The 12,039-nt window shown below is 39.2% G+C and carries 14 protein-coding genes; 4 read left to right on the top strand and 10 right to left on the bottom strand.

Going from position 1 to position 12,039, the window contains the following annotated elements:
• The first annotated feature begins 127 nt into the window (after positions 1-127).
• Both PNIG_RS13000 and PNIG_RS13005 read left to right on the top strand, forming a co-directional pair.
• Positions 128-1,012 carry a LysR family transcriptional regulator gene (locus PNIG_RS13000; RefSeq protein ID WP_041454528.1) on the top strand — a complete coding sequence of 295 codons (885 nt, stop codon included), beginning with the start codon at positions 128-130 and terminating at the stop codon, positions 1,010-1,012.
• Between the two features lie 92 nt (positions 1,013-1,104).
• Positions 1,105-1,725, top strand: coding sequence for a 2OG-Fe(II) oxygenase (locus PNIG_RS13005; RefSeq protein ID WP_041454529.1), 621 nt, complete (start codon positions 1,105-1,107; stop codon positions 1,723-1,725).
• An 18-nt stretch (positions 1,726-1,743) separates the two neighbouring features.
• Here PNIG_RS13005 and ubiA read toward each other — a convergent pair whose 3' ends face one another.
• Together ubiA and PNIG_RS13015 are read right to left on the bottom strand one after the other, a co-directional pair.
• Positions 1,744-2,622 carry a 4-hydroxybenzoate octaprenyltransferase gene (ubiA, locus tag PNIG_RS13010; protein ID WP_086994012.1) on the bottom strand — a complete coding sequence of 293 codons (879 nt, stop codon included), beginning with the start codon at positions 2,620-2,622 and terminating at the stop codon, positions 1,744-1,746.
• Entirely contained in the window at positions 2,619-3,164 is a 546-nt protein-coding gene (locus PNIG_RS13015) for a chorismate--pyruvate lyase family protein (protein ID WP_011328968.1), read from the bottom strand. The genes ubiA and PNIG_RS13015 overlap by 4 nt, the downstream gene beginning before the upstream one ends.
• Before the next feature lie 155 nt (positions 3,165-3,319).
• On the opposite strand from PNIG_RS13015, the gene PNIG_RS13020 reads away from it, so the two are divergent.
• A complete protein-coding gene (locus tag PNIG_RS13020) occupies positions 3,320-3,718 on the top strand; it encodes a flagellar basal body-associated protein FliL (RefSeq protein ID WP_011328969.1) in 399 nt (132 codons plus the stop codon).
• On the opposite strand, the gene glpG is transcribed toward PNIG_RS13020, so the two are convergent.
• The 6 genes from glpG to PNIG_RS13050 form a co-directional block, all read right to left on the bottom strand.
• The gene (gene glpG / locus PNIG_RS13025) at positions 3,715-4,539 is read right to left on the bottom strand and encodes a rhomboid family intramembrane serine protease GlpG (protein ID WP_089368665.1); all 825 of its coding nucleotides are present in this window, start codon (positions 4,537-4,539) and stop codon (positions 3,715-3,717) included. The two genes, PNIG_RS13020 and glpG, sit on opposite strands and share 4 nt — an antisense overlap.
• Positions 4,536-4,853 (bottom strand): thiosulfate sulfurtransferase GlpE, encoded by a 318-nt coding sequence (gene glpE / locus PNIG_RS13030; RefSeq protein WP_011328971.1) that lies wholly within the window; start codon positions 4,851-4,853, stop codon positions 4,536-4,538. The genes glpG and glpE overlap by 4 nt, the downstream gene beginning before the upstream one ends.
• An 89-nt stretch (positions 4,854-4,942) precedes the next feature.
• On the bottom strand, positions 4,943-5,968 hold the full coding sequence (gene tdh, locus PNIG_RS13035; RefSeq protein ID WP_011328972.1) for an L-threonine 3-dehydrogenase: 1,026 nt from the start codon (positions 5,966-5,968) through the stop codon (positions 4,943-4,945).
• 50 nt (positions 5,969-6,018) lie between these two features.
• Complete coding sequence (locus tag PNIG_RS13040) at positions 6,019-7,212, bottom strand: glycine C-acetyltransferase (RefSeq protein WP_011328973.1); 1,194 nt, start codon at positions 7,210-7,212, stop codon at positions 6,019-6,021.
• Between the two features lie 176 nt (positions 7,213-7,388).
• Positions 7,389-7,946, bottom strand: a complete 558-nt coding sequence (gene gmhB, locus PNIG_RS13045) for a D-glycero-beta-D-manno-heptose 1,7-bisphosphate 7-phosphatase (protein WP_011328974.1) — start codon at positions 7,944-7,946, stop codon at positions 7,389-7,391.
• Entirely contained in the window at positions 7,946-9,004 is a 1,059-nt protein-coding gene (locus PNIG_RS13050) for a glycosyltransferase family 9 protein (RefSeq protein ID WP_011328975.1), read from the bottom strand. The genes gmhB and PNIG_RS13050 overlap by 1 nt, the downstream gene beginning before the upstream one ends.
• Before the next feature lie 123 nt (positions 9,005-9,127).
• Between PNIG_RS13050 and PNIG_RS13055 the strand changes: the two genes are divergently transcribed.
• A complete protein-coding gene (locus PNIG_RS13055) occupies positions 9,128-9,847 on the top strand; it encodes a 3-deoxy-D-manno-octulosonic acid kinase (RefSeq protein WP_089368666.1) in 720 nt (239 codons plus the stop codon).
• A gap of 13 nt (positions 9,848-9,860) precedes the next feature.
• On the opposite strand, the gene PNIG_RS13060 is transcribed toward PNIG_RS13055, so the two are convergent.
• A complete protein-coding gene (locus PNIG_RS13060) occupies positions 9,861-10,946 on the bottom strand; it encodes a glycosyltransferase (RefSeq protein ID WP_089368667.1) in 1,086 nt (361 codons plus the stop codon).
• The gene (locus PNIG_RS13065) at positions 10,946-12,016 is read right to left on the bottom strand and encodes a hypothetical protein (protein ID WP_011328978.1); all 1,071 of its coding nucleotides are present in this window, start codon (positions 12,014-12,016) and stop codon (positions 10,946-10,948) included. Before PNIG_RS13065 ends, PNIG_RS13060 begins: the two co-directional genes overlap by 1 nt.
• Positions 12,017-12,039 lie beyond the last annotated feature (23 nt).

Consider the following 12,039-nt stretch of genomic DNA (forward strand, 5'->3'; position numbering starts at 1 on the left):
TATGCTGATTGAAATTTATTATAAATTTACAATCGCATTTAAATATTACTTATTAATTTTAATAGATTAATAAGTAATATTACTATGTTCGCGTATATGCGACTTACTTATAAAAAGGGACTATAAAGTGAGATTTGAACAACTGGAACAATTCATAGCACTTGGCATGTTACGCCACTTCAGACAAGCCGCAGAACAAACTAAAATAAGCACGTCGGCGCTTACACGTAGCATTCAAACTCTTGAAGAAGAAATAGGCTACGAGTTAGTTAAACGCTCTACTCGCTCGGTACACCTTACCGATGCTGGTGAACTTTTTCTTGATTATGCTAAAAATACGCTTAGTGAGTTGGCATTAACTAAGCAGCGTATTTTTCAATCTATTAATGGCACTATTGAAAAAAAGCTAATTATTGGCTACACCAACAAAGCAAGTAGTGTTGTACCTATTTCGTGTGGGCAATTTTTAAATCAATATCCGCATATTAAAATTGAAATGCAACTCCAAGATAAACAAGAACTTTCGCGTAAACTGCAACAGGGCGAAATAGATATTAGTGTTTATTCGCAAGCCATTAATAGCATTGGTAGTGATATTCACTTACCTGATCAGCTAATTTTATTTGTTTCTAAAAACCACCCTCTTGCGCATAAAGCCGACATTAGCAAACAAGAGCTAGATCACTACCCTATGTTTGGTTGTTTTTCACAATCTAAACCCGTACAACTTATGCTTAATGAAGCCATTGATGGATTAAACAAATCATCTAGCATTAAAGTTGGCAGCATAGAGCAAGTAATGGCAGGTCTTGAAAAGTCAGATCATTTTGCAATAGCAGGCATTGAGCACACCAATGCTATTGCTGAAAATAGTAATCTTATTCAGTTAAAAACCAATAAAGACCTAAGCCGTGAGCAACTTATAGTACAAACGAGTCAAAAAATTGAAGTGGGTGAGCATATAGAGCACCTGTTATCACTGATAAAAAAAATGGCTATGACGGTAAATTAATAAATAAAATAAGTGCCTTTAAACATATAAATGATGGCTATTAAGTTGCTTTGCACTAGACTAGCTGCTCTTTATTTTAATAATTAGTATCAATGGGCAACTTTATTACCTCAGAAATATATTTAGATCATATTGAAGCTTATGGTTACGCTATTGTTGAAAACGCCATTGATGAAGGCTTAATGTCTGATTTAATGGCCGATTGTTACCGGATAAACCCGCACTTTAGCTTAGCTGGAATTGGCCGCTTAAATAATCAGCAAATTGATAGCACTATTCGCAAAGACAAAACATACTGGTTTGATGGCAGTTCGCAAGCCCAAAAAAATTATCAAACTGCGATGGAAGGCATTAGAACAACACTTAACCGGTGTTTTTTTATGGGGTTATTTGATTATGAATGCCACTACGCAAAATATACTTTAGGTGATTTTTATAAAAAGCATGTTGATGCTTTTAAAGGTCGTTCTAACCGTGTTTTTACCACCGTTTTATACTTAAACACGCCACAGCAAGGCGGCGAGTTAGTTATTTATAAACCTAAAAGTAAAGACATTGAAATTACTATTAGGCCAACAGCTGGCACCTTAGTATTATTTGAAAGCGAACGCTTTGTTCATGAAGTGCTACCTGCGGTTGATGAACGCTACTCGATTGCTGGTTGGTTCAGAAAAAACACGTCAATCAGTGGCATTATTGATCCACCCCGCTAACAATACTCTACCCTGTTATTAAAATGCGACAGGGTAGGAAAACAATAAGCCGATAAAAAAGGCTAATCCTACATAATGATTGTTTAAAAACGCTTTAAAACAATCGGTGCGTGCGCGTTGTTGAATAAGCACTTGTTGGTAAACTAACAATACAATAGCAACACTAAGACCAAGCCAATAACTCAGCCCAATATTATTAAGTGCTCCTATAGCGAGCATTAACGCTATAAAGGCTAAATTAAGTAACCCTATAATGTGACGATCGTATTTACCAAATAAAATAGCGGTAGATTTAACCCCTATTTTTAAGTCATCATCTCTGTCGACCATGGCATACATAGTGTCGTAGGCTACCGTCCAGCAAATATTAGCAATAAATAACAGCCAAGCCTGTATAGGAAGTGCATTAATTGACGCCATAAAAGCCATAGGAATAGCCCAACCAAATGCTGCGCCTAACACCACTTGCGGTAATTGTGTATAACGCTTCATAAACGGGTAACAAAACGCTAAAGCAAGTGCACCAAAAGAGAGTAATATTGTATTTACACTAAGCATTAACACCAGTAAAAATGCGACTGTTATTAATAATATAAACAAACTAATCGCTTCACCACTACTAACCTGTCCTGAAACTAATGGCCGCTGCATTGTACGTTTAACCGAACCATCTATTTTTCTATCGGCAAAATCATTAATAACGCATCCGGCGCTGCGCATTATCACAACACCCAGCGTAAATACTATAAAGTTAGTTAAACTTGGCATTCCTGCATTTGCTAACCACAGCGCCCAATATGTTGGCCAAAGTAATAGTAAAGTACCTATTGGTTTATCTATACGCATGAGCGCAATATAATAAGGAATATGGCTTGGGGTTAAACGCGCTAATTTCATGAGTACAAATACGCTCCTGGTAAAAACACTTCACACACTAAAAATTTATAGTCTTTAAGCGAAAATAGACTGCGACGGCCAAGTAAACTTTGCGATGGTAACTTTAATTGTGCAACAAGCTGTTGTAATGAATGCTGGGTATTAAAGCGCGCAATTTCTATATCTGTGCGGGTTAATTGTGGATCTTGAAAAATCACATCGCCTAATGGTCGCTCCCCCATATTATGTAATTTATTATTTGCGGCGTTAACACTTGCTGGCAACCAGCTTTGCGCATATACAACCGGTTTATTGTCGCAAAGTAAAAGTACCTCACGGTTAAGCGCAGTAGTTTGCGTACAGCCTAATAATTGTTGTTGCTCTGCACTAAGCTCAAACTCTTGCTCACTAAGTACTTTTACACTAAAACACTGTGAGCGACTTTTTAATTTGGCTGTTAATGAATGCGGTTCAAATAACCACTCTTGCTCTGCACTCGATAAATCACTAAACAGTGAGGCACATTGCCAATCGGCAGATAATGAAACAGGGAAAGTAATCACAATTGCTCTACTTAATAAAAATCAGTTGAATAATAACATTGCCAAAGCATTTGAAAAAGTACGATTTACTGCCACTAATAGTTGCTCTGCGCTGTATATTAGGCACTATAAGGTATAGACTATTTACAACACGTTTATAAAAAACAGCATTTAACATGAAAAAAACAGTATTCGCCGGCCTTTTTGTACTTATCGCAAGTTTAGTAAGCTTAACCGCACGAGCAGATTCGACTGTGGGTTACTTTGGTTTTGAGCCAGACATTATTACCAACTATATTGGCGCATCGAGTAAAAAAATGGGCTATGTGCGCATTACTATCGATTTAATGCTTAATAACGCATCAGATATTGCAACCGTAGAGCACCATACGCCATTGCTGCGCGACGCCTTAGTTGAAATTTTATCTAAAGAACCTGAAGATAAAATAAAATCGCTCAGTGGGCGTGAAGAAATAAGAGTAAAAAGTGCAGCAAAACTTAAAAGCTTATTAAAAGAAGAAACGGGACAAGAGATCATCCGTGAAGTCTTGTTCACCAAGTATTTATATCATTAATTGTGGCTTTTAGTTTTTAATATAGACGTGGTAACGGCGTAAGCCATACCGCTAATTAACCCGCCTAAATGCGCCCAATTAGCCATCCCTATAAACAACACATCCGCAAAACCGAGTACCAACCAAATTAGCATAAAACCAATAATTGCAGTGCTTACTAATGCAGGTTGTTTAGGGTTTAAGGCGCTGTGGATCCAGCAAAAGCCAAGTAGCGCGTATACCACGCCACTTAGGCCACCAAAGTTAGGGCCAACCATTAAATATTGTGCCCAATTGCTGATTAAGGCGCTTACCACAAACAGCCCGATTAAGCTGAGCTTGCCACATTGTTTTTCGATATTATCGCCAAGCGACACCCACCAAACTAAGTTAAATACAATATGCATGGCGCTAAAGTGCACTATAGCAGGGGTAATCCACGTTAATGGCTCGGCAGGATTAAACTGCAACGTGGTATATATTGTTTCAAATCCACCCAATAAAAATGCAATATAAATAACAATACTTAAAATGCTAACCGTTTGATTAAGCCAGCTAAGCGCTTTAAATCGCGCCACTAAATTCAGCGATTGCCCTTGATACTTAAGCGGTGATTGCGTGCTTCCAACTTCCCAAGATGCTTGCTGGTAGCGGGCATGATTAGGATTTTGCGTAAACTCAGCCCAAAGCGGTTGCACTTGATGAAAGTGCTCAGGTAAAACGCTAATAATTACTGTGCTACCATCTGTTGAGCGTAACTCGCCTTGCAAGTCTTGGCTTTTTAAATAGTCTATAAAGCCTTGTGCAGCACGCGGATTATTTAAACTGCCAAGCTCTATCATCGTTCAACTTTCTCGCTGTAGGCCGCTTCCCATGCTGTAAAACCACCATCCATACTGTACACATCTTCAAAACCTTGCTCCACTAAGTAGCTTGCTGCGCCTTGCGAGCTCATACCGTGATAACAAACAATAATTATTGGCTGATCAAACTCTTTTTCCATCATAAAGTGTGCAATGTTAGCGTTCGAAAGCGCTTCAGAACCTGGAATATGCCCCGCTTGATATGAATTTGGATCGCGGATGTCTGCAATTACTACGTCTTCTTTATCTAATAATTCAAGAGTTTGTGCTATTGATATATGTTTAAATGCCATTGAAATCTCTTTTAAAAATAATTAAATCAATAAAAAAGGCGACTCAAGCCGCCCTTTTAATACCATTTATAAAACCGTATTAAACTAAATTAATCCCAGTTTAGTATCACTTTGCCTGATTGTCCTGAAATCATCATATCAAAACCAGCTTGAAAGTCGTCTATTGAATATTGATGAGTGATAATTGGGTTTAAGTCTAAACCTGATTGAATAAGACTTGCCATTTTATACCAGGTTTCGAACATTTCACGGCCATAAATACCTTTGATCACTAAGCCTTTAAAAATCACTTGGTTCCAGTCTACCGCCATATCTGATGGTGGAATACCTAGCATGGCAACTTTACCGCCATGGTTCATATTATTTAGCATAGAATTAAAAGCACTTGGTACACCCGACATTTCAAGACCAATATCGAAGCCTTCAGTCATACCTAGCTCTTTTATTACATCTTCAAGCTTTTCGTTGGCTACGTTAACAGCGCGTGTTGCACCCATTTTGCGTGCTAGCTCTAAGCGGTATTCGTTTACATCGCTAATAACTACGTGACGTGCGCCTACGTGCTTTGCCACTGCTGCTGCCATAATACCAATGGGGCCTGCACCAGTAATTAATACATCTTCGCCGACTAAATCAAACGACAGCGCGGTATGTACGGCATTACCAAAAGGGTCAAAAATTGATGCTAATTCGTCTGAAATATTATCAGGAATTTTAAACGCATTAAACGCTGGTATAACTAAGTATTCAGCAAATGCACCTTCGCGATTTACGCCTACACCTGTGGTGTTACGACATAAATGTACGCGCCCTGCACGACAGTTACGACAATGGCCACACGTAATATGGCCTTCGCCAGATACTCGGTCGCCAACCTTAAAACCACGTACTTCTTGGCCCATATCGACCACTTCGCCAACATACTCATGGCCAACAACCATAGGTGTAGGAATAGTTTTTTGCGCCCACTCGTCCCACTTATAAATATGAACGTCGGTGCCACAAATTGCAGTTTTACGAATTTTAATTAGCAGGTCGTTATGGCCAACTTCTGGTTTTGGCGCATCTGTCATCCAAATACCCGGTTCTGCTTTTAATTTAGATAATGCTTTCATAATTCACACTCAACTAAAAAACCGCGGCTATAGCGCGGTTTACAATAAAATTAAATAACGCCCATTTCTTTACCAATACGGGTAAAGGCAGCAATGGCGGTATCAAGTTGTTCAATGCTATGTGCAGCTGAGATTTGGGTACGAATACGTGCCTGACCTTTAGGTACAACAGGGAATGAAAAACCGGTTACATAAATACCTTCAACTAATAACTTATCAGCCATTAATGATGCAACTTTAGCATCGCCTAGCATAACTGGAATAATGGCATGATCTTTACCACCACAGGTAAAGCCAGCTGCTTCCATTTGCTCGCGGAAGTATTTAGCGTTTGACCAAAGCTTAGCGCGAAGCTCGCCACCACTTTCTAGCATTTCAAGCACTTTAATCGATGCAGTCACAATTGCCGGAGCTAATGAATTTGAAAATAAGTAAGGACGCGAACGTTGACGCAACCACTCAACAATTTCTTTTTTACCTGATGTATAACCACCTGATGCACCGCCCAATGCTTTACCTAAGGTACCGGTAATAATATCTACGCGATCAAGCACGTTACAATACTCTGGTGTGCCTTTACCATTTTCGCCAACAAAGCCCACAGCATGCGAGTCGTCAACCATTACTAATGCATCGTATTTATCAGCTAAATCACACACAGTGGCTAAATCACAAATAACGCCATCCATAGAGAACACGCCATCTGTAGCAATTAGCTTAGTTTTAGCACCTGCTTCGGTCGCGGCAATAAGCTGCTTTTCAAGGTCAGCCATATCGTTATTAGCATAACGAAAACGCTTAGCTTTACATAAACGTACGCCATCGATAATTGAAGCATGATTAAGTGAATCCGAAATAATCGCGTCTTCTGCGCCTAAAATAGTCTCAAACAGACCTGTATTAGCATCAAAGCACGATGAGTATAAAATAGTATCTTCAGTTTCTAAAAACTCACTGATTTTTTTCTCTAACGTTTTGTGAATATCTTGCGTACCACAAATAAAGCGTACTGAGGCCACACCAAAACCATGTGCGTCTAAGCCATCTTGCGCTGCTTTTATTAGCTCAGGGCTATTTGCTAAGCCTAGGTAATTATTAGCACAAAAGTTAATTACTTTGCCTGATGCAACTTCAATTTGAGCTTGCTGCTGCGATAAAATAATACGCTCGCTTTTATACAAACCTTCAGTTTTTACGTCTTCAATTTGCTGTTGTAGCTGGCTAAAAAAAGCAGATGCTCTCATCTTTAGTCTCCATTTGATTTAACAGGTTAAACAGCAAAACAAAGCTACTGTTTATTATGTGGGGTATTGTAAAAGTTTAACGAATAAAATGCACTGTTTGCAGTTCATCGCAAATTATAAATTTGGCAGCAATTCCTGCCAGTTTACAGTGCCTGAATTGGGGGGCGTATTTAAATTTATAAAAGTGCTGGTAAATCATTAATTGAATTGAAAATAAAATCTGCAGTTTGTTTGGCGCTGTCATCAAACTGCTGGCCAGAGTGCACCAATACGCGCGTGGCAATGCCAGCTTGTTCTGCAGCTTGCATATCACTTTTTTTATCGCCTACCATAATACTTTGCTGCGGATCGATATTATGCTCACTAATACCTTGTAGTAGCATACCAGGGGCTGGTTTTCTGCAAGCGCACTGTTTTAAATACTCAGGCAATGCATTTTTAGGATGATGAGGGCAAAAATAAACGTCGCTTATCAATATCTGATGTGCGCTAAACTGTGCTTTCATCCAGCTGGTCAGTGCTATAAAGTCAGCCTCGGTGTAATAACCACGGCCAATACCTGACTGATTAGTTACAATAATAATTTTATAACCGGCATCATAAAATGCCTTGCACGTGCTAAATACTCCTTCGATAAATTCAAACCGCTCACTTTGATACACATAGCCATGATCAACGTTTACTACGCCATCTCTATCTAAAAATAGCGCTTTATTTTTTTGTGATTGATTCATTATAACGACTCTTTTTGCACAACATGATCAAACATAGCTTTTACCGCATCAATGGTAATTTGGCTCATTAAATCGTCACCTTTAATACGTGTGCCCCAAGGCAGCTGCTGCGCTGTTTTACCCGTTTGTTTAAGCAAGTTTTGATGATATACCTCAACCACATAGTTTTGGTATAAATACGGCCCTGTACGCGCTGGGTTTGAATGGGCATATAGCCCAATAACAGGAGTGCCTACCGTTACTGCCATATGGGCAGGGCCAGTATCTGGGGCTAGTACTACACTGGCGCGTTTTAACACGCACAACAATTCTTTAAGCTTAGTTTTACCAACTAGGTTTAAAATGCTGTGTTGGCTGTGTTTAATAATATTATTGGCAAGGTTTATTTCCAGCTCGGTAGGGCCGCCGGTCAAGGCCACTTTAAATCCCTGCTGATGGGCATAATCAGCAAGCGCGGCATAACGTTCGGGAAGCCAATTACGCTGTGCTTTACTTGCTGCTGGAGAGATAACAAACAGCTTATTAGATAAGTATTCTGCAGTGAGTAATTCATCGGCAGTGTTTTGATCTTGCTGTGTATAAGGCATTTCCCAACTTGGCTGATAATCATTCACGCCAATGGCTTTAGCAAAGCCTTTAAACCCTTCTAACACGTGCGCATGTGGCTGCGCTGCAATGCGTTTATTTATAAATAGGCTATGCAGCTCTTTTGAGCGCGCCCAATCAAAGCCTATTTTAACTTTTGCAGGAATACAACGTGCAACAAATCCGGCCCTTAATGCCACCTGCATATTAAGCAGTACATCAAAGTTTTGCCCTTTAAAAGTTTGCTTTAAATTTTTCAGTGCTACGCGGCCTTGTTTTTTATCAAACACCACCAGCTCAACACCGGGTAAGTTAGCCAATAACATAGCTTCTACTTTGCCAATAACCCAAGTGATTTTTGCATTAGGATGCGCTTTTTGAATCGCTTGTACTGCACTCACAGCATGGCATACATCGCCAATAGCAGAGAGTCGTAAAATACAAATAGAGGAGTAGTTAGGCACTGAAGTCACGCGTTTCCTTGGGCATTAAATAGTAAAACCCGATCTTAAATTATAATCGCGCTATTGCAAGTACTTATCCTCGGCTTTAAAACGCGCTAACATAGGCGCATATTTAAGTAATACCCGTGAGCTATGTTCAAACAACACGTCCAAGGTAAGCATACTCTGCTGAGCCACCCTAGTTATGAAAATCAGGTTAATTTAAACTGGTTTAATGCCGACTACTGGCAGCAACAAAATAAAATAGTGGGTGCTAAAAAAGGCCGCGCAATGGCGTGGTTTTTTAAAAATAATGAACTAACCGCTGTGCTAAGACATTATTGGCGCGGTGGCTTGGTCGGTAAATTACTCAGTGACCAATACTTGTATTTAGGCTTTGAGCAAACGCGAGTATATAAAGAGTTTGCTTTAATGGCGCAGTTAATTGAGCTTGGCTTAAATGTACCAACTCCCGTTGCTGCAAAAGTGACTCGAAGCGGGTTAATTTACCGCGGTGATATTATTACCGAGGCGGTAACAGGTGCCAAAAGTGTACTGGATATACTCGTTGAGCGTGCTTTAACTGAATCTGAATTAGCAAGTATCGCCACAACCATTGCGCTCTTTCACAGTAAGGGCGTATACCACGCAGATTTAAACATTAATAATATTTTATTTAATGACACTGGCCAAGTATATATTATTGACTTTGATCGCGGCGAAATTAAACCGCCTGCCTTACAATGGCAACAAAGTAATATGGAACGCCTAAAGCGCTCGTTTTTAAAAGAACAAGGCCGCAACCCTGTATTTAACTGGCAAGCCAGCGACTGGCAAGCCTTGTATGTTTGTTACACAAAGCTTAAGCGCTAATTTACTTTAGCTGCTAGTTAGCTAAAGCTAAGTACTTGGCAGCCACTTGCTCTGCGTTTACTTGTTGTAAAATAGCTGCATTTGTAACGTTTGGCTTATCTGCCAGCACTTGTTCAATTACACGTGCTAACTGCTCACTTTGCTGTATTGGCACTAAATATTTACTTAGCGCACCTGTTAGTATTTCGCTGGGACCAAAAGTACAATTAGTGCTCACCACTGGTGTACCTACTGCAAGTGCTTCTATTAATACCGTTGGCAAGCCTTCAAAATCTGAGCTTAATACTAGCGCTTTGGCATGTTTTATCCAATTATACGGATTTTGCTCAAACCCTGGCACAATCAGTTGCTCTGCAATTCCATATTGCTGTGCAAGTTTTAATGCCTTTGTCGGTTTGTTACATAACAGTACTAGTTTGTACTTTTTATCTAACTTAGCAAACGCTGCGAATAAAATATCGTGACGTTTTTGCTTGGCTAATCGCCCAACATGAATAAGGTAAGGCACATTAGGAATGTTAGTGTTTAGCTCACTGGCTTGTTGATTGATTTTTTTTAAATCGAATGGGTTATAAATTGTAGTGATCGCACTTGGAGTAATTAAGTTACCTTGGGTAATTTCATTTTCAACCCCTTTGGATACACAAATGAGTGATTTACCATTTAAGTTTTGTTTACTTTTTTTAAGGTATAAATAAGAAAGAGGCCCTAATTTTTTTTGCCTTGTTAGCTCAGCATTTACTGAGTTATGCATAACAAAATGGACATTTTCTACATTACTACGCGCAAGCAGGTTATTACTACGATCTAAATTTGACAGTACTAAGTCAATGTACCCGACTTCACTTCTCTTTTTTTCAAACCACGACTCTAGTTTAGCGACACTTGCTTTGCGTAGCCAAAAACGGTCAACCTTCGACGCTCTATCCGTAAATAAGCTCTCAACTTGTAAGTTACTTGGGATATCGTATTCAACGCTATTAGCGAGTGATAAAATAGTCACATTGTGTTTAAGTGTCGCTATTTGCTCAGCCAAAGTAAGCATTACTTTTTCAGCACCACCGCCAACCAGTGAATCAATTACTATCACTATATTCATTATTTACTTCCAAATAATAATGCTTTTACACCTTGGTTAATTACATCAAAACTATGCACGTTTGCAAATAACGCGTAGTTACTGAGTATATTTTGATAATTAGGTTCAGTGATAATCTCATTTACTTTATTGGTTATGTCTAAAATATCGAGTTCGGCTTTTGTTACCACACCAGTAGTAACGCAGCGTGCAATACGGTTACTTTGATCTTTTGATATAGCGCAAGCAACTGTGGGAGTTTGTACCGCAATAGCTTGTAATAATGTATCGCCCGCACTCAATAGTGCTACTTTAGCTTGACTTAACAATGCCAAAAACTCACTACCCTGCTGACTTGGTATGCAAATTAATTCATCAGTTTGCGGTAACGGCTTGGTGTAATTGGGCCCAAAAACAACAACTCCCTTTAGCGAGGTACGTTGAGTGATGGCCAGTGCAGCTTGAAAATAAATATCAGCACAATTTTGACCGTTTAAAGTGTGTCCGCCTGAGCCTGCATTCACTATAAAATATTCATTTTTTGTTAAATCATAGTCGTTTAATGCTTGCTGCTTTTGTTGCTCAGAGGCAAACGCAGTATAGGGACCTACATTATGCGGAGATGCTAAAGCAAAGGTATTTAATTTAAGCTTTTCTAGCCATGTAAGTGGCTCGATGCAGTAATCTGGCTGTATTACCCAGTGCACGTCAATTAAACCAATACGATTAAGCTTTAATCCTTTGGCTCGTTTTTTCTCATGTTGCGAGATGAAAACAACTTTTGCGCCCACTTTTTTTGCCGCTTTCATATGCTCAGCACGACCAGCACAATCAAACACCACCACATCAGGCTTATATTGCTCAATAAATTGACAAACTGCTTTAGTTTCTTTGGTTGCCGACCTCTCTAAAAGTGTGGTTTCAAAAGGGCAACTTTTAGCATAAGCCGTATGTTTATTTAAAATAAAGTGGATATTTATATCCCCTGAGCATTCATTTTCTAGCGTTTGCGCTAGCAAAAGTGAACGCATATATTCACCAATACCCTCTGGTGATGATACAGGAATAAATAAAAGTCGTTTTTTGCTCATTACAATCTCAATTTCCGATTTGG

The sequence above is a fragment of the Pseudoalteromonas nigrifaciens genome, assembly GCF_002221505.1.
In the GTDB taxonomy this organism is placed as follows: Bacteria; Pseudomonadota; Gammaproteobacteria; order Enterobacterales; family Alteromonadaceae; genus Pseudoalteromonas; species Pseudoalteromonas nigrifaciens.

Coding starts and splice junctions, on each gene's coding strand:
- PNIG_RS13005 (WP_041454529.1), top strand. CDS start 1,105: ATGGGCAACTTTATTACCTCAGAAATATATTTAGATCATATTGAAGCT.
- ubiA (WP_086994012.1), bottom strand. CDS start 2,622: ATGAAATTAGCGCGTTTAACCCCAAGCCATATTCCTTATTATATTGCG.
- PNIG_RS13020 (WP_011328969.1), top strand. CDS start 3,320: ATGAAAAAAACAGTATTCGCCGGCCTTTTTGTACTTATCGCAAGTTTA.
- glpG (WP_089368665.1), bottom strand. CDS start 4,539: ATGATAGAGCTTGGCAGTTTAAATAATCCGCGTGCTGCACAAGGCTTT.
- glpE (WP_011328971.1), bottom strand. CDS start 4,853: ATGGCATTTAAACATATATCAATAGCACAAACTCTTGAATTATTAGAT.
- tdh (WP_011328972.1), bottom strand. CDS start 5,968: ATGAAAGCATTATCTAAATTAAAAGCAGAACCGGGTATTTGGATGACA.
- PNIG_RS13040 (WP_011328973.1), bottom strand. CDS start 7,212: ATGAGAGCATCTGCTTTTTTTAGCCAGCTACAACAGCAAATTGAAGAC.
- gmhB (WP_011328974.1), bottom strand. CDS start 7,946: ATGAATCAATCACAAAAAAATAAAGCGCTATTTTTAGATAGAGATGGC.
- PNIG_RS13055 (WP_089368666.1), top strand. CDS start 9,128: ATGTTCAAACAACACGTCCAAGGTAAGCATACTCTGCTGAGCCACCCT.
- PNIG_RS13060 (WP_089368667.1), bottom strand. CDS start 10,946: ATGAATATAGTGATAGTAATTGATTCACTGGTTGGCGGTGGTGCTGAA.
- PNIG_RS13065 (WP_011328978.1), bottom strand. CDS start 12,016: ATGAGCAAAAAACGACTTTTATTTATTCCTGTATCATCACCAGAGGGT.